The organism is Nakamurella deserti, assembly GCF_003260015.1.
Taxonomy (GTDB): domain Bacteria; phylum Actinomycetota; class Actinomycetes; order Mycobacteriales; family Nakamurellaceae; genus Nakamurella; species Nakamurella deserti.
Genome location: NZ_QCXS01000004.1, coordinates 293,493 through 309,996, shown reverse-complemented (window position 1 = coordinate 309,996; position 16,504 = coordinate 293,493). Strand labels below are relative to the sequence as shown.

Annotated in this window: 16 protein-coding genes; 7 read left to right on the top strand and 9 right to left on the bottom strand. The window is 70.4% G+C overall.

The genetic code is table 11. The features are described 5' to 3' along the window. Nucleotides 1–27: 27 nt before the first annotated feature. A complete protein-coding gene (locus tag DB033_RS19875; RefSeq protein ID WP_111768694.1) occupies nt 28–753 on the bottom strand; it encodes an ANTAR domain-containing protein in 726 nt (241 codons plus the stop codon). Between the two features lie 157 nt (nt 754–910). Beyond that, complete coding sequence (locus DB033_RS19870; RefSeq protein WP_111768693.1) at nt 911–1,216, bottom strand: hypothetical protein; 306 nt, start codon at nt 1,214–1,216, stop codon at nt 911–913. A gap of 939 nt (nt 1,217–2,155) precedes the next feature. On the opposite strand from DB033_RS19870, the gene DB033_RS19865 reads away from it, so the two are divergent. Then, nucleotides 2,156–2,398 (top strand): hypothetical protein, encoded by a 243-nt coding sequence (locus DB033_RS19865; protein WP_111768692.1) that lies wholly within the window; start codon nt 2,156–2,158, stop codon nt 2,396–2,398. A gap of 889 nt (nt 2,399–3,287) precedes the next feature. After that, nucleotides 3,288–4,049: a CE1 family esterase gene (locus tag DB033_RS19860; RefSeq protein WP_170315606.1), complete on the top strand. Its 762-nt coding sequence runs from the start codon at nt 3,288–3,290 to the stop codon at nt 4,047–4,049. Nucleotides 4,050–4,073: 24 nt separating this feature from the next. Here DB033_RS19860 and DB033_RS19855 read toward each other — a convergent pair whose 3' ends face one another. From DB033_RS19855 to DB033_RS19825, 7 genes are all read right to left on the bottom strand, one after another. Continuing rightward, entirely contained in the window at nt 4,074–4,556 is a 483-nt protein-coding gene (locus DB033_RS19855; protein WP_111768690.1) for a DUF2231 domain-containing protein, read from the bottom strand. Nucleotides 4,557–4,672: 116 nt separating this feature from the next. Then, nucleotides 4,673–6,070 (bottom strand): MFS transporter, encoded by a 1,398-nt coding sequence (locus DB033_RS19850; protein ID WP_111768689.1) that lies wholly within the window; start codon nt 6,068–6,070, stop codon nt 4,673–4,675. Between the two features lie 254 nt (nt 6,071–6,324). Further along, the gene (locus DB033_RS19845) at nt 6,325–7,026 is read right to left on the bottom strand and encodes a YcnI family copper-binding membrane protein (RefSeq protein ID WP_240615993.1); all 702 of its coding nucleotides are present in this window, start codon (nt 7,024–7,026) and stop codon (nt 6,325–6,327) included. Nucleotides 7,027–7,183: 157 nt separating this feature from the next. Beyond that, a complete protein-coding gene (locus DB033_RS19840) occupies nt 7,184–9,031 on the bottom strand; it encodes a copper resistance CopC/CopD family protein (protein ID WP_157970819.1) in 1,848 nt (615 codons plus the stop codon). Beyond that, nucleotides 9,028–9,729 carry a DUF305 domain-containing protein gene (locus DB033_RS19835; protein ID WP_111768686.1) on the bottom strand — a complete coding sequence of 234 codons (702 nt, stop codon included), beginning with the start codon at nt 9,727–9,729 and terminating at the stop codon, nt 9,028–9,030. The genes DB033_RS19840 and DB033_RS19835 overlap by 4 nt, the downstream gene beginning before the upstream one ends. A gap of 31 nt (nt 9,730–9,760) precedes the next feature. Then, nucleotides 9,761–10,267, bottom strand: a complete 507-nt coding sequence (locus DB033_RS19830; protein WP_111768685.1) for a Rieske (2Fe-2S) protein — start codon at nt 10,265–10,267, stop codon at nt 9,761–9,763. Nucleotides 10,268–10,319: 52 nt separating this feature from the next. Continuing rightward, nucleotides 10,320–11,558: a YncE family protein gene (locus DB033_RS19825; protein WP_111768684.1), complete on the bottom strand. Its 1,239-nt coding sequence runs from the start codon at nt 11,556–11,558 to the stop codon at nt 10,320–10,322. 355 nt (nt 11,559–11,913) lie between these two features. Here DB033_RS19825 and DB033_RS19820 point away from each other — a divergent pair, with 355 nt between their 5' ends. The 5 genes from DB033_RS19820 to DB033_RS19800 all read left to right on the top strand — a co-directional run bounded on the left by DB033_RS19820 (nt 11,914) and on the right by DB033_RS19800 (nt 16,504). Further along, the gene (locus DB033_RS19820; RefSeq protein ID WP_111768809.1) at nt 11,914–12,768 is read left to right on the top strand and encodes a carbon-nitrogen hydrolase family protein; all 855 of its coding nucleotides are present in this window, start codon (nt 11,914–11,916) and stop codon (nt 12,766–12,768) included. Between the two features lie 8 nt (nt 12,769–12,776). After that, on the top strand, nt 12,777–13,883 hold the full coding sequence (locus DB033_RS19815; RefSeq protein ID WP_111768808.1) for an MSMEG_0565 family glycosyltransferase: 1,107 nt from the start codon (nt 12,777–12,779) through the stop codon (nt 13,881–13,883). A gap of 95 nt (nt 13,884–13,978) precedes the next feature. Then, the gene (locus DB033_RS19810; RefSeq protein WP_111768683.1) at nt 13,979–14,806 is read left to right on the top strand and encodes an amidohydrolase family protein; all 828 of its coding nucleotides are present in this window, start codon (nt 13,979–13,981) and stop codon (nt 14,804–14,806) included. Nucleotides 14,807–14,916: 110 nt separating this feature from the next. Further along, nucleotides 14,917–15,438: an MSMEG_0572/Sll0783 family nitrogen starvation response protein gene (locus DB033_RS19805; RefSeq protein WP_111768682.1), complete on the top strand. Its 522-nt coding sequence runs from the start codon at nt 14,917–14,919 to the stop codon at nt 15,436–15,438. 10 nt (nt 15,439–15,448) lie between these two features. After that, nucleotides 15,449–16,504, top strand: a complete 1,056-nt coding sequence (locus DB033_RS19800) for an MSMEG_0568 family radical SAM protein (protein WP_111768681.1) — start codon at nt 15,449–15,451, stop codon at nt 16,502–16,504.

Here is a 16,504-nt window from a genome sequence, read left to right as displayed (position 1 = left end):
CTCAGCGTCAACGGCCGTTCTGGACCATCACGCCAGAATGTGGACGGGGACGCGGTGGGTGACGATGTTCGTGGCCGCGTCGTCGACGAGTTCGGTCCGGGCGTAGGCATAACCACGCAGCACCGCGAACGCGTCGGGCATCGACAGGTGGTGCGCCGCCATGATCATGCCGACCGCCTGCGCCACCGCAGCCCGCCTAGCGACGCGGTCGGCGCCGGCGTCGCAGCCGGACGGGGCGGTGAACGGATCTGGGATGACCATCAACGCCTGACCGATCAGCAGTGCCAACTGGGCCAGGTCCAGACGCTGGTTCTCGGTGAGTCGGTCCGCCTCTCGGGCGGTCCCGTACATCAGCAGCAGCACGCCTCGTTGATCCACGGCCGCCTCGTGGGGTAGCGGCAGGGCGCGGACGGCCCGGTACCCGGTTCCGTACAACAGGACATCGTTGAACACGGGCCACCGGTGCGCGAAGTCCGCCCCGGCCACCACCTGGCGCCGCCGGCGCAACGCCTCGTGCCCAGGGCCTTCTCCCACGGTGTACTCGAGCTGCTCAGCCAACAATGCGTGGTTGTCACTGACCCCGACCGGTACCCGCATGCCTTCGGCCTGGGAGAAACACACGACTGCGCCTTCGACGGCCGGGAGCACTTCGACGACGGCCACTGCCGCCCGCGTCGCCATCGACCACGGCCCGTCGTCGACGACCGACTTCAGCTGCTGAAAGACCGACAGGAACCGGGGAACCTCCGTCAACGGACACCCTTTCGAACCAGGCGAACCTGCACGCGACCTGCGGTGGTGATCGGCATCGCTTCCGGCCACCGACCAGGGTCGCAGCGGCCGGCGACCGCGGGACAGGTGCCCTGGCCACCTGCGCGGGTGGAACCGAGAAGCCCACCCGAGTGCCGGATCACCGGCGACTGACGTGGTGGGCGGAGCGCTGACGGGCGGCGCGCCGCAGGGACGGCTCCTGCTCGTCGATCGCCACCCACATCGGGGTGACGACCTCGTCGAAGGAAACGCACCACCACGCACCGATGCCACGGTGATCCGTCTCCACGTCCCAGCGCGGACAGGGGCATCCGGACAGCGCGGACCGCAGCGCGTCCACACCGGCGCGCCTCGCGTCGTCGGCCCGGCGGATCGGTCGCTCGAGCTCGAGCCGCCGCCGGCGCTCGATCAGTTCTGCAGGCCAGACGGCCCGAGCGGCCGACACCGCTCAGCACCACCCGAGGACACGCCCCAGCGCACCAGGGCATCCTGATGCGCTGGGTGGGACGGCGACACAGCTGACGCCATGCCGGGTCGGCGACCCGGGTGAACGACGGGAGAGGGACACGAGCGCGGTCCTGACACACGGACACAACCCGGAAAAGCTCTGGCGGCAGCGGGATGTCGCTCGTCGAGTGGTACACCTGGAAGGCGAAACGACTCGAATCCAGACCGGCTGTGGACTCAGCGGATTCAGCCTAAACCGGCCCGAGACCGGACACCAGCGGCCAATCGGGCTGATCCGGCGGCAGCGGCTCGACCTCGTGTGCTCACCGGAGACCGCGCATCGTCGGTGCCGGTCGACAGCGTCTCGCGTCGAGGCCGGCTGAGGATCGAGCGAGGACGGGCGCGGCACCACGAGACCGGAGCTGCCCGCCGCCTGACGCTGTCGTCGGTGGCGTTCACCAGGGGACACGTCCGGGTCGCTGAGAGCTCCGACCCCGGGTGGACGCCTGCGGCTGGTTCGTCGTCGTCCTCGCCCTCGCTGGCGTGGCGTCCGGGCCATCGCCGAGGCCCTCGAGGCCGTCGGATCCCCCTCATCGTTGCAGGCACAGGCGTCATCCTCGGCGTCGTGACGCTACGCCGACGTCGTCGGCGCACCGCCGGAACGTTCGCAGGTCAGGTCACCGGGTGGCGTGGGCCCTCCGCACCCTCGCGTTGCCACAGCTCTGCCCGGCGGTGTTCACGGTCGCCAGTGACGATCCGGTCCGCCGCGAATGTGGCGCCCTCAGCGTCGATCTCACAACGGCACCCGGGCCCCGAAGAGGTCATGGTTACCGGGCGGACACGGCCGGCAGCGTCGGTCTTCACATTCCGCGACGACCATGAGTTCACGTCCATCCAGGCCACGAAAGCGCCTGACATCCGACCCGGAAGGTCAACCATGACACTCATCCCCCGTTTCGCCCGCCTGAACCGCGCCGTGGTCATCGGCACCTTCGCGGCGGCGGCGACCCTGGCCGGTACCGGCGCACCCGTGGCGTCCGCCGCCGTGACCACGGGCGCACCCGCGGCCGCGTCGTCCTCGCTGGACAACGCCGCCAACTGGGCCGTCGTCGCCGAGGCGGCCGCCGCCGGGTACGTGGTGCCCGCGAAGCTGGCGGCGAACTGCGGCATCGACCGCTGAGCCGGGGCCTGCGCCCCCGGCGACAGCATTGTGCCCGGCTCCTCGACAGGTGTCGTTTCACCTGCCCCGCGGTGGGCGGTCGGCGCACGACGTCGATGGCGTGCGGGTGAGCCAGTCGTCGGAGGACGATTCGGCCAGGTACGGCCGCACAGGAGATGTGTGAACACGTTCGTCGGGCGCACCCGGGTCGAACCCGCCGACGGCGGGTGGGTGGATCGCCGGTGAATGATCGGTTCGGTGAGGTGCGGGGCGACCTCTCGCTCACCGATCGGGTGTGGTGAACGAAAAAAACGTGCCGCCTCCGGTGGTGCGGCGGGACGGCAACATCTCGACGGCAGGCTGGGTGCACGTCCGGGCCGGTCCTCACCCGAGGATCACCCGGACGCCGCGTCGGCGTCGCCGGCGGTTGCGGACCCGACGTCAGGTAAGGCATGGACGACACACGGACAACGATGACTCCCACCATCCCCACCTGCGGTGTCGACGTGCGCCACGACGCCCGCCGCTCTGCATGCGCCGCCTGGGATCCCGTCCTCGACCACGCCGCCGAGTGCGGCTGCTGGTGCCATCTCGAGCAGATGCAGCTGTCGCCGGCGTGTGAGCGTTCCGGCGACCATGCCCCGTGCGCCCGGGTCGACGCCGCCTGGGATGCGCTGCGCGACCGCCCCGGACCATGCCGCTGCGGTTGTCATGAGCGGTGGCGTTGACCGTGTTGCCGGTGTCCGCCCGACGGCGGCGCCGGGGGCGTCATGGTGTGGGCGCCCTGGTTCTGGCGGTCCTGCTCGCGGCGTGTGCGCCTGACGCGGACACCGCCCCGACGGTCACCGCAGGCGTCGGTTCCAGCGGCCTCGCACCAGCCCCCGTGGACGGGGTCGTCACGCTGACCACCGTGGACGGCGCCCGATCCGCGATCGTGCATCATCCCCCGGGTGCCGGTCCGGATGCGCCGCTGGTGGTCGTCCTGCATCCGGCGGCGACGCCGGCGTCGGCGATGCAAGCCGGTTTCGGGTGGGACCGGGTCGCCGACCGCGAGGGGTTCGTCGTCGCGTACCCGAACGGGCTGCTCGACCTGTTCCAGGACACCTGGAACGGTGGCGCCTGCTGCCCACCCGCCAGTCAGCTCGGCACCGATGACGTCGGCTTCCTGGAGGCGCTGGTCGACGGACTTCGCCGTTACGACGGGGTGGGTGGTCGGGTCTACGCCGTCGGCTTCTCCAACGGCGCCGTGATGGCCTACGCCTGGGCCTGTCTGCGGCCCGGCCGGCTCGCCGGAATCGGTGTGGTCGCCGGTGCGGTGATGACCGGATGTGCCGATCCGGCGCCGACGGACGTCGTCGCCGTCCACGGCACCGCCGACCCGTCGATCCCTGCGACCGGCGGACCGGGTCCGGACGGGGTCGCGTTCCCCTCGGTGCAGTCGTCCCTCGCCCCGTTCCGGAAGGCGTCCCGCTGCCCCGAGGCCGCCGACGTGACCACCGACGGCACCGCGGCGGTGACGATCTGGCGGTGCGCCGACGGTCGACGGGTCGTCCGTGCTCTCGTCGACGGGGGAGGACACGTGTGGCCGGGAGCCGGTCCGACGGCCGGAACCGGAGTCGGGCCGTCGGATGCCACCGGATTCCTCTGGGCGCAACTCGGGACCGGCCGCTGACCCGCCGGCCCGTCGGCCGGGGGCTCAGCCCAGCGCGGACGTGCCGACGCCCTCCCAGACGGCACGCGCCCCGCTGTCGCCGACACGGTAGATGTGCACCATGGTCGCGACGCTGACCGCCACCGCGAGCGCGACGGCCACCGGGAGCACCACCCGCCGCGCACCGGAACCGCCGGCGACCCGACGACGCACGACGAAGAGGAGTCCTGCGGCGACGACCAGTCCCAGGCCCCAGTACAGCATCAGGTCACCCAACGCCTGATGGTGCTGCACGAGCGGATTCTCCGCCGCTCCGATCGCGCCCTGCAGATACTCACCCGAGCTCGTGGCGAACGGTACGGAGATCGTGGCGAGCACCGCAGACACGAGCGGGAGTGGGCCCACCGTCCGACGGAACCGGGGCCAGACGGCGTCCAGTAACACCAGGATCGACGCGAGTGGCATCAGGGCGACGACGGCGTGGACGATCAAGGGGTGGAACGGGATGCCGTCGATGGTCTCGAACATGGCGGGGTGCCTTTCTCAGGGTCGGTGTCACGAGCTGACGCGCGCGGAATGCGCCGGGCCGGTGAGATCCGGCCCAGCGCATGTTCCGGTCGGTACCGGGGGGACAGGTGACGTCGTCAGACCGACCAGCCGCGGGCCGGGTTCGGCTTGAGGTAGGCGACCCAGGTGGCGGCGACACAGACCGCGTAGAACGCGATGAAGGCGACGTAGGCCGTGTTCGCGGAACCGGTCGACAGGAAGGACTGCCGGAAGGCCAGGTTCACCAGGACCCCGCCGAGGGCGCCGATCGCTCCCGCCACCCCGATCAGTGCGCCGGAGAGTCGTTGCGCCTCGGCACGTTCGGGAACCGCGTCGGCGCCGGCGGCGATCCGGACCCGCGCCTTGCCGCTGAAGATCGCGGGGATCATCTTGTAGACCGAGCCGTTGCCCAGCCCGGAGAAGATGAACAACAGGATGAAGCCGACCAGGTACAGCGGGAGCGAGGTCTGCAGGGCGGCGACGAACACCAGTGCAGTGGCCAGACCCATGGCGATGAAGTTGTAGAAGCTGACCTTCGCGCCTCCGAATCGGTCGGCGAGCTTGCCGCCGTAAGGACGGATGAGCGATCCCAGCAGAGGTCCGAGGAAGGTGAGGTAGGCGGCCTTGACCGGAGTGGAGAAGGTGCCTTTGAACTGCACCTGGAGCACCTGGCCGAAGGCGAAGCCGAAGCCGATGAAAGAGCCGAAGGTGCCGATGTAGAGCAGCGCGATGATCCAGGTGTGGCCGTCCCGCGCGACCCGGCGCATGGCGCCCTTGGCGTTGCTGGCCACCGACAGGTTGTCCATCGTGAGGGCCGACCCGACGGCGACGATCACGATGATCGGGATGTAGACGGCCACCATGACCTTGGGGTGCGCGGCACCGGCGGTGGCCAGCACCAGCAGGCCGACCAACTGGACGACCGCCACGCCGAGATTGCCGCCGCCGGCGTTCAGCCCGAGAGCCCACCCTTTGAGTCGCTCCGGGTAGAAGGCGTTGATGTTGGTCATGGACGAGGCGAAGTTGCCGCCGCCCACACCGGCGACCGCGGCGGCGACCAGCAGGGTGGTGTAGGAGACACCGGGCTCCAGGACGATGGCGATGAAGATGCACGGGAGCAACAGCAGCAGGGCACTGAAGATGGTGAAGTTGCGTCCGCCGAACTTGGCCACGGCGAAGGTGTACGGCAGGCGAAGCACCGCGCCGACGAGGGTGGGCGTCGCGGTGAGCAGGAACTTGCCGGCCGGGTCCACGCCGTACTGCGGGCCCAGGAACAGCACCATCACCGACCACAGGCTCCACACCGAGAATCCGACGTGTTCGGTGGCGATGGAGAAGAACAGGTTGCGGCGGGCGACCTTCGCCCCGCCGGCGGACCAGAACTGCTCATCCTCGGGGCGCCAGTCGTCGATCCACCGGCCCTTCCGGGGACGTTCGATGGTGCCCACCGCTGAGGTCGTGGGCGGGTCCAGGCGCTGCTCGGCGCTCGTTTTCATGGTCATGGCGGAAGGGTAGGAGGGCGCCGTTTCGCCTGTGCGGCAGCGGGTTCCGCTTCTGTAACGCTGTACGCACAGCGCCCGGGCGAGCGTTGTGAGCACGGACGTCACCGCGGTCACGGCCGGGGTCGGGGACGAGAGCCGTTGTGAGACAGGGACAGTGAAAAGCCCGGATGTCCCACCAGCAGGCTGGCGGGAATCCGGGCCGGGACCACCGTGCGTACCTGCACGGGCCGATGGCAGGGGCGCGTCGGTCAGCCGACGGTTCGTCGCCCGCGGGTGATGGCGTAGGCCGCACCGGCCACCGCGATCAGCGCGAGGACGACCCCGATGATCGCCAGCGTGGTGGCCGTTCCGGTCGACGTCGCCTGCGCGGCAGCGCTGTTGGAGGTGGTGCCGTCAGCGGCCGTCTCGGCTGCCATCGCCGTGCCCATGTGGGTGTCATCCGCGCCCGCCGGGGCCAGGGCCAGGACCGGTGCGGGATGCTCCGGCTCCTCCGCTCCCGCGACCGGTTCTTCGATCCAGGACACGACGTCTCCGCCGCCGTAGGTCTGCAGCACCTTGAACACGACCTGGTCGGTGTCGGGCAGCGGTCCGGCGGAGATGTCGAATTCGTCGAACTCGCCGGGTTTGATGCCGTCGCCGGTCGCGGTCCACACGACGCGGCTCACGATCTCGGTGACGGCTCCGTCGTCGCCCGCCAGTGACGTCGCCGGCGCCGCCGTGATCACCTGGTAGGACCAGCCTTCCTTCGGCTGCACGCGGACCGAGGCGATCGGGGTGTCGGTGGGCATCGCCACTTCGACCTTCGTCGTGGGTGTGTCGCTCTCCGTCGGAACGCGGAAGGTCACCTTGGTGTACCCACCCTGGGTGGCGCCGGGGGACACGACGGACACATGCGCCGAGGCGATCCCGGCGAGCGGTCCCAGCAGCAGGCCGACGGCAGTCAGGGCCACGACGGCCCACCGACGGCGGCTCGTGGGCCGGTGCGGTGCGGACAGGACGGCAGCGGTCGCACGATGACTCATTCGGGGTCTCTTTCAGTGGGGTGGGCGAGGTCGCGAACGCGGCCGGGATGCGCGAGCACGTGGCCGGACGCCGCGGAGCGCCGGCTCAGCGGATGGGGACGGCGAGAACGACGGTGCCGGTGTCGATGTCGCTGGTCTGCGTGGTGACGGCGAGTTTCCAGGTCCCGGCGCTGGGCAGCAGCAGGCCCGAGAAGCGGTACTCGCCGGTGGCGGCCCGGGTCAGCTCGGCGGGCACGACATACGTGCCGTCCTCCGACGTCCACCGCGTCGACACCTTGACCACGTCCACCGGGCGGCTGTCGGCGCTGTAGGAGAACGACAGGTCGTTCAGTCCGGTGCGCGCCGGGTCCACCGTGATGTCCACCTGCAGTGCGTCGGTCGCCGCGACCGTCTGCTCGAAGACCGGGAAGTAGGTGTCCCGGGCCGGCGTGGTGGCCACGAGCGCGGAGGTGACGCCCAGGACCACGGCGGCCAGGACCGCCTCCACCACGACGCTGCGCCGCAGCCCGCTCCCGGTGACGGGACCATCGGTCGCCGGGGTGGTGTCGACCGGTCCTGCGGTGTCGACACCGGCCGGGGAACAGGCCGTCTCGACGGGACCGGAGGACCCGCCCGACGGTGTCGAGGCGGTCGATCCGTCGGCGTACACCAGTGCGGGCGCTGCGGTCACCGCACCCGCGGACGGCTGGACGGTTCCCCCGACGCGGCCGCCGAGGCGCCGGCGCACCAGCGCGCGGCTGAACACCGCCAGCCCCATGACCACCGCCACCACTCCCAGTTTGACCAGCAGCAGCACGCCGTACTCGGTGCTGACGAGGGCGTCCAGCTGACGGACCTGGCGCCAGGCGGTGAAGGTGCCGGTCACGACCAGGACGCACACGGCGGTCGCGGCCATCGACGACCAGCGAGGCAGCATGGCGGCCGCTTCGAGAGGATGCCGCGTCAGCACCACGAGTCCGAGCAGGACCAACCCGCCCAGCCAGTACGACATCGCGGCGAGATGGAGCGCGTCGGCCGCCATCGCCACCACGACCAGGTCGCCGGCGCCGGAGTGGCCCAGCGCCGAGACGGTGAGCATGACCCCGACACCGAGCACTGCGGTCCCGAGGGACAGTGCCGGCCGGGACATCCGGTCGAGTCGGCGTAGCAGGACAGCCACCACGGTGAGCAGCAGCAACCGGATCACGGTCGCGACGCCGAACCGGGTTTCGAGCACGTTCGCCAGCAGCACGGGATCCAACGCGCTCCCGAGCGACAGCCCCGCGGTGTACGGGCCCTGCAACAGCAGATCGGCGACGCTGGCCACGACGGTCGACACCCACCCGACCCGCAGGATGGTCACCACCCTGGGCGCCGCGCGACCCGGCGGCCACAACGTCACCAGGAAGGCGAGGCCGCCGAAGAGCAGGACCAGTCCGGCGTAGAGCAGCAGACGCCCGACACCGAGCAGCCGTTTCGCGGCGTCGCCGCCGCCCGCTTCGGCTTCCACGGCGGCACCGGCGACGGTGGCGCTGGGCTGTCCCACGCTGAACGTCGAGGCTCCGAAGATCGAGTGGCTGTCCTCGCTCAGCACCCGCCACAGGATGGTGTAGGTGCCTCGAGCGAGTCCGGGTTGCAGCGGCGCGGTCACGGACCGGCCGCCGTCCCCGGTGGTCGCCTCCCCGGTGTCCACGCGGGTGCCGTCCGGTGCCAGTACCTTGACCGCGCCGTTCTGGAGGCCCACGGCCTCGTCGTAGGTCAGCGTGACGACCGTCGGTGCCCGCTCGACGACCGACGCGTCACCCGGGGTCGCCGTGGTCAGCGTGGCGTGTGCGAGCGCGGGCAGGGCGAACCAACCGGTGAGCAGCGCGGCCAGCAGCATCGCCGCGACGACCCGCCACCGCATCGACAGGCCCGGGGCCGCGCGCCGGTGGGACGGGAAGCGACTTCTCACGAGACCTCGCCGAGCAGTGCCTGCATCGTGGCGAGCTCCGGCGCCTGCGTGTCGAGAAGGGTCTGTGCGAGGGCCTTGGCCTGGTCGTTCTCGCCGTTGGCGATCGTGTTCTCGGCGATCACCGCGGCCGCCTCGTGGTGACCGATCATGATCTTCAGGTACTCGCGGTCGAAGTCCGCACCGGTCAGTGGGATCAGAGTGGCCGCTGTGTCGGCTTCGGTGACGCCGCCGCCGTGGTCGTGACCGGCGGCGTCCGCCGGATCGGTGGACGGGATCGGCTGACTCCAGGCGCCGGCCATGGCCGACAACTGGAGGTAGCGCGGCGCGGTCTGGGCGTCGAGCCCCGCCGCGAGGTCGCGTACCTGTGCACTGCCGGCCTGGGTTGCGGCCATCTCCGCCATCTGGCTGGCAACTGCGTCATGCGGGGCCAACCAACTGACCAGCGTGTTGTCCCAGCCGTTGTGGGCGGTCTCGATGCCGTCCACCATTTCCGCGGCACCGTGGCTGGGCACCACGCAGCAGACCTGTCCGATCAACGAATCGGTGGTCGGCGGGGTCGTCGCCGCGGGCTCGGCGCCGCAGGCGGCGAGCGACGCGGCGGCCGCGATCCCTCCGAGGACCGTGCGGACCGCCCGCGGCCGACCGCCGGTCGGACGACCCGGTCGCGGCCGCCAGGACAGCAACGGTGATCGGGTCACGACAGGCTCAGCGGGAGCGCGACCGCGACCGTCAACTCGAACCCAGTCGGATGTTGCCGGCGTCGACGCTGATGTCCTGCGCGGGCAGCGGGGTGGGAGCGGGGCCGCCGAGGACGGAGCCGTCGGTGATGGAGAAGCTGCTGCCGTGGCAGTTGCAGAGGATCTTGTCCGTCTCGATCTTGGACACCAGGCAGCCCTGATGTGTGCAGACGGCGCTGAACGCCTTGAAGGATCCGGCGGTGGGCTGGGTGACCACGACCTTGGCGTCCTCGAAGATGACGCCACTGCCGACGGGGACGTCGGCGGCCTGTCCGAGGGCGTTCTCCGCCGACCCGGCGTCCGTGGCGTCGGAGGACTCCACGGGTGCCGCAGGGGCTTCGGAGAAGCTCCCGATGGCGGTCGCCGTCGTGGTGGGGGCGGCGCTGGACGTCGCGGCGGGGGACGCGGCGTCGTCACCACAGGCGGCCAGGCCGGCTCCGGCGGCGACGATCGCGGCTCCCCGCAGGACGGTGCGGCGGTCGAGGTGGTTGATGGTCATGAAGATCTCCTGACGAGGCGCGGGGGAGGGCGGACGGGCGGGCGGGCGGCCGTCAGCCGGTGCTGATGTCCTGCTGGGGAGTGGGCGTGCCGAAGGCGGCGTACGGCACGAACTGGATCTCGTGGGGCATCGCCTCGTGCGGGATCTCGCCGATGAGCGCGCCGGTCTCGGTGTCCCAGATTTGGACGCCCTCGACGGGTTGTCCGCCGAGCAGGTAGGGGTACCGCTCGGTGTCCATTCCGTGGTTGAGCGTCCACAGTTCCTTACCGTCAGGGGTGAGACCGGTGTGGGCGGGGATGACGGTTCCCTCTGCCTGCCAGAGGGTCTGGTAGGTGGTGGTGTCGACCTTGTAGATCAGGTCGTCCGCGGTCGTGATGTAGACGTACTTGTTGTCCGGGCTGGGACTGATGTGGACGGGCGATCCCGGGATGGGCAGCTTCTTGATGATCTCCAGGCTGGCGACGTCGATCTGCCACACCTCCTTGAAAGCCAGACCGGCGACCCAGCAGTGCTTCCCGTCGGCGGTCAGGTTGACCCCGTGGGCCGACGCGGGAATCGGGATCTGCTTGGCGATCTCGTTCTTCTTCCAGTCGATGACCGCGATGGTCTTCGCGCCGTCGACCGTGACGAACATGTAGGGACTGTCGATGGCCAGACCGTCCCAGTACATGCTCGGTGAGATGTAGTCGGGGCCCTCACCGACCGGCAGCGTGGTCGTGACCGTCATCGTCGCCGTGTCGATGACGGTGAGGTCGGCGCCGTACTGGTTGGCGACGTAGAGGAACTTGTCGTCCGGGGTGAGAGCGATGTGGTGAGAACCGGTTCCGGCGTCGACCCGGGCCACCTCCCGGAGGGTGATCGGGTCGTATTCGATGATGGTGGAGACCTCGTAGGTGAAGGCGCTGGCGGTGAACATCCGCTTGAAGTCCTTGGTGAACACGATGGCGTGCGAATCACGGACATTCGGGTACTTCGACGGATCGGTGCGCTCGTTGAAGGCGCCCTCGTTGTAGATGGTGGTGACGATCTTGTGGTACTTCGCGTCGATGATCATCAGCTTGTTGCTCTGACCGGCACCGATGACGGCCATCCCGGCCCAGCCCAGCTTGCCGCCGGCATTCGTCACCTCGTCGAACTGGCCGGCCGGTGTCGCCGTGGCGGACGACGCGGTGGCCGCAGGGGTGTCGTCGTTGCTGGAGCAGGCCGCGAGCGCGGCGATGCCGGCGGCGCCGGCGGAGCCGGCCAGGAAGAGGCGGCGGTTCGGCACGCCGCTGAGGGTGCGTTCGGTCATGGTCGTTGTTCCTTCGTCAGGGAGTGGCCGGTGGTCCAGCGCTGGACGTCGCCGGGGATGATTCGTCCGGAGGCGGCGGCGATCCGAGGACGCTGGCCAGGTGCCAGTCCCGGGGCGGACACCTCGAATGGTGGGTACCGCTCGTTTCGTGCTCACTCACCGTTGGTGACAGCAGCGTCAACTACTTCTCACAGTGCTCGGACGCGTGATGTGCGCAGAGTCGGCTGCCGATGGATGACGCTGTGACGATCGGCGTCCGTCGCGGCGTCGGTCCGGACCAGAGGCCCGCCGCCGGCTGTTCCGGGCCACCTGCGGGTCGGTCAGCGGATTCGTGGGATCCCTTAGGGTGGCCGACATGCGCGTACCTGTGGCCGGTCGTCCGCTGCGGTTGGCCGCGGTCGCCGGGCACTTCGGCCGGGATGTCGCACGAGCCCTGGTGAAGGTGGCCGGAATCGTCGAGGACGCCCGCCGCCGGCAGGTCGATCTGCTCGTGCTTCCCGACGCCACCCTGGGTGGTTACCTGCCCGATCTACGCCATCCCGACCCTGACGAGCTGCCCCCTGCTCTCGCGTTCGATGCGCCGGAACTCGCGGCGGTCGTGGCGATGGCCGGTCCGATGACCGTGTGTTTCGGCTTCACCGAGCTCGCCGCCGGCACCCGCTACAACGCCGCCTGGTGTGTCAGCGGAGACGGGATTCTCGGTCGTCACCGCAAGGTCCACCAGCCGGCAGGTGAGTCGTTGGCCTACGCGGCGGGTGATGCCTTCACCGCTTTCGACACTCCGGTCGGGCGGATGGGGATGCTCATCGACTACGACAAGACGTTCCCCGAGTCGGCCCGCACCCTGGCCCGGAGCGGCGCCGAGATCATCGGCTGTCTGTCCGCATGGCCGGCCAGTGTCACCGACCGCGCCGCCCGGATCCCGCAGGACCGGCAGTCACGGTTGTTCGACCTCTACGACTGCGCCCGCGCCGCCGAGAACCAGGTCGTCGTCGTCTCGGCCAACCAGACCGGCGTCCTCGGCGGGCTGCGCTTCCTCGGTCAGGCCAAGGTGGTGGGTCCCGGCGGTGACGTACTCGCCCGCACCTGGACGAAGGGTGGCATCGCCCTCACCGACCTCGACGTCCACGCCGAGGTCACCCGGGCGCGGCGGGTGCTGCACCACCTCGCTGAGCGACGGCCGGACACCTACCTGGCCGAGAGCAGGTGACGCCACCGTTGCGGGTCGCCCTGATGACCTATTCCACCAAGCCCCGCGGTGGTGTCGTGCACACGCTCGCGCTCGCCGAGGCGCTCGTCCGCGCCGGGACGGCGGTCGACGTCTGGACCCTCGGCCGCGGCGGCGACCGCGCGTTCTTCCGGCAGGTGGACCCGGCGGTCGGAATCCGCATCGTCGACTTCCCGCCGGTGGACGACGAATCCGTCGGTGCCCGCATCGCCCGCTCCATCGCGGTGATGCGAGCGGCGATGCGGCCGGACGACTACGACGTCGTCCACGCCCAGGACTGCATCAGCGCCAACGCCGTGGACGACTGCGTCCGCACGGTGCACCACCTGGACACGTTCAGCACCCCGGAGCTCGTCGCCTGTCACGACCGGGCCGTCTCCCGGCCACGCGCACTGGTCTGCGTGTCGGCCGCCGTCGCTGCGGAGGTCGCCGCGGGCTGGCACCGCACCGCCGCCGTGATCCCGAACGGCGTCGACGCCGCCCGCTTCGAGAAGGCCTCCGGTGCCGCCGGTCTCGACGGCCGCCGGCGGTGGAGGAACCGGCTCGGCCGCTACGTGCTGGCGGTGGGCGGCATCGAGCCACGCAAGGGCACCCTGGACCTGTTGGAGGCCTTCGCCGCGGTGCGCGACCGCTTCCCCGACGTCGCGCTGGTCATCGCCGGCGGCGAGACGCTCTTCGACTACCGGGACTACCGCGCCACCTTCGACCGGCGGGCCGCCGCACTCGGGGTCGAGCCGGTGCAGCTGGGCGTCGTCGACGATGACACGCTGCCGAGCCTGGTCGCCGCGGCGGCCGCGTTCCCCTTCGTCTCCACCAAGGAGGGCTTCGGGCTCGCCGCGATGGAGGCTCTGGCAGCCGGTGTGCCGGTGGTCGCCCGAGATCTGCCGGTGCTCCGCGAGGTGTTCGGCGACGCCGTGCGATTCGCCGCCGACGTCCCGGCCATCGCCGCCGCCCTGGCCGACGTCCTCGACCCCACGACGCTCCCGCCGCCGGCGGAAGCGGGTCGCCGACTGGCGCGGTCCCTCTCGTGGGACTCGGCCGCCGCCGCCCACGTCACGCTGTACCGACGGTTGCTCGACGGGCCCGCCGGGAGCTGACGTGTTGCGATCGCGTGACACGATTCGGCGGTCCCGACATCTGGTGTTGTTCACGACTGAACCCACCCGACACACTGCGCCCGCTTACTGGACGCATGCCCCCCACACCGCTGGCCGATGCCCACCGGCACCTGGGGAGACTGCCCGCTCACTCGTTCTACGGCGGCCCCCCCGTCAACCCGGATGTCAACGCCAGGGCCGAAATCTCTGAGCTCATGGACGATCTCGCGCGCGAGCGGACCGAGCGGGCGTTGGTCATCCCGAACTACGGGGTCCCCGACCCGGCGTCGTCGTTCGCCCTGAACGAACTCGTCGTCGAAGCCGCCACCAAGGACGAACGCGTCGTCTGCGGGCTCTGGGTGTCCCCCCGCGAACAGGACGCCGCTCTCAACGACACGGCGCTGGCCCTCGCCGGTGAGGCGGGCGTCAAAGCGCTCAAGACGAGCTTCCTGCTCGGCGGGGGCGCCGACGACCCGGCCTCCCAGCCGCAGCTGACCCGCATCTTCGACACCGCCCGCAGCCACGATCTCGTCGTCCACATCCACACCTCCCCCGGGGCCGCCTCCGACATCGACAGAGTGGGAACGCTCGTCGACCGCTACGGCGACGACGTGAAGATCCACCTGGTCCACCTGGGCGGCGGGATGAGCGGCCACATCAAGCTCATCTCCGGACGGTTCTTCGACTGGATCCGTGCCGGCAAGCAGGTCTACACCGACACCAGCTGGGCGATCGGGTTCGCGCCCCGGTGGCTCGCCGCCGAGATCGACCGTCACGGCCTGGGTCACGACCGTGTCCTGTTCGCCAGCGACGAGCCCTGGGGCGACCACGCCGGTGAACTCGCGCGGCTCGACAACGCCGTCGCTGACGGTGAACTCGCCCAGATGATGCGCTACGACAACTTCCACCGCCTGTACGCCTGACCCGCCGGTGGCTGAGCCGCCACCTCCCCCGGTCCCTCGACAGCGCGGTCGAGACGCTGTACCGCACCGCCGACCCACATCCCCGCACCGCACTCGAGAGGACCCCGGAAATGCCGTTCGACGAGTCCATCACCGCCAACATCGCGAAGTCCGTCGCCGAGATCCCGCATCCGTCACTGCCGAAGGGCAGCACCATCTACGGCAGTACCAAGATCTTCCCCGACTACCAGGCCGAGGAGGGTGAGTCCTACCTGACGCTGGTGCACGGCATCGCGCACGAATCGTCGGTCAGCTTCGTGGCCATCCTGCAGGCGACCCGCGCGTTGCGGAAGGGCTTCGAGTCGGTCCTGTACTTCTACGGTCCGGGCTCGATGAACTGCATGGCGACCCGCGGTTTCCCGACGACCGGCGATTCGGCGTTCCCCGGCGAGCAGAACATCAACAACTCGTTGGAGACGTTCATCGCCGAGGGCGGCACGGTGTTCTGCTGCCGTTTCGGGCTGTCGTTGCACGGACTGCGCGAGGAGGACCTCATCCCCGGAGTCATCCCGTGCCACCCGTTGGACGTCCAGGACGCGCTGATCCACTTCGCGCGCAAGGGCGCCATCATCAACTCGACCTACAACCTCTGACGGGGCCCCGATGTCGTCCCTGAGCACACGAGTGGATCTGGCCCTTAAGGGTTTCCGCTTCGATGCACCCGTGAAGCGCGGCACCGGAGCGGGTCCCAGCGACGACGGTCACGTGGTCGTCGGTGGACTCAACGCCGCCATCCCGCGCAATCAGGACAGCCCGTACCAGGTGGTCGGCGACCGCATCCTGTACGACGGGGACGACACCGGACTCGATCTCACGGTGGTGGACCGGCCACGGTTCTACGACCGGTCCACCGCCGACGGCGTGCCCTACGAGAAGCTCGCCCGACTGCACGGCCGGGACGTGCTGGCCACCACCGTCGTCCAGACCTGTGTGCGTTACGGCGAGGCCGACCGCTGCCGGTTCTGTGCGATCGAGACGTCGCTGCGGGCCGGGGCCACCACAGCGGTCAAGACCCCGGCTCAACTGGCCGAGGTGGCTCGTGCCGCGGTGGATCTCGACGGGGTGCGGCAGATGGTGATGACCACCGGCACGTCCGCCGGCCGGGACCGCGGCGCGGTCCATCTGGCGCGGTGCGTCCGGGCGGTGAAGGCCGCCGTGCCCGAGCTGCCCATCCAGGTGCAGTGCGAACCGCCCGGCGACCTCGCCACCCTCACCGACCTGTTCGAAGCGGGGGCGTCGTCCATCGGCATCCACGTCGAGTCGATGGACGAGCGCGTCCGGCGCGCCTGGATGCCCGGCAAGTCCACGGTGAGCCTCGACGAGTACCGCGCCGCCTGGCGCGAGGCGGTCCGGGTGTTCGGCCGGAACCAGGTCTCCACCTACCTCCTCGTCGGCCTCGGCGAGGACCCCGATGAACTCGTCGCCGCCGCCCGGGAACTCGTCGAGATGGGCGTGTATCCCTTCGTGGTGCCCTTCCGACCGCTGGCCGGCACCCTGGCCGCCGCCGACGGCGCCGCCGCCCCGCGGGCGCACGTCCTCGAGGATGTCAGCCGCCGGGTCGGCGCACTCCTCGTGTCGTCCGGGATGCGCGGTGCGGACCAGAAGGCCGGGTGCGCGGCGTGCGGCGCCTGCGGCCTGCTGTCGAGCGTGGGGGCCTGA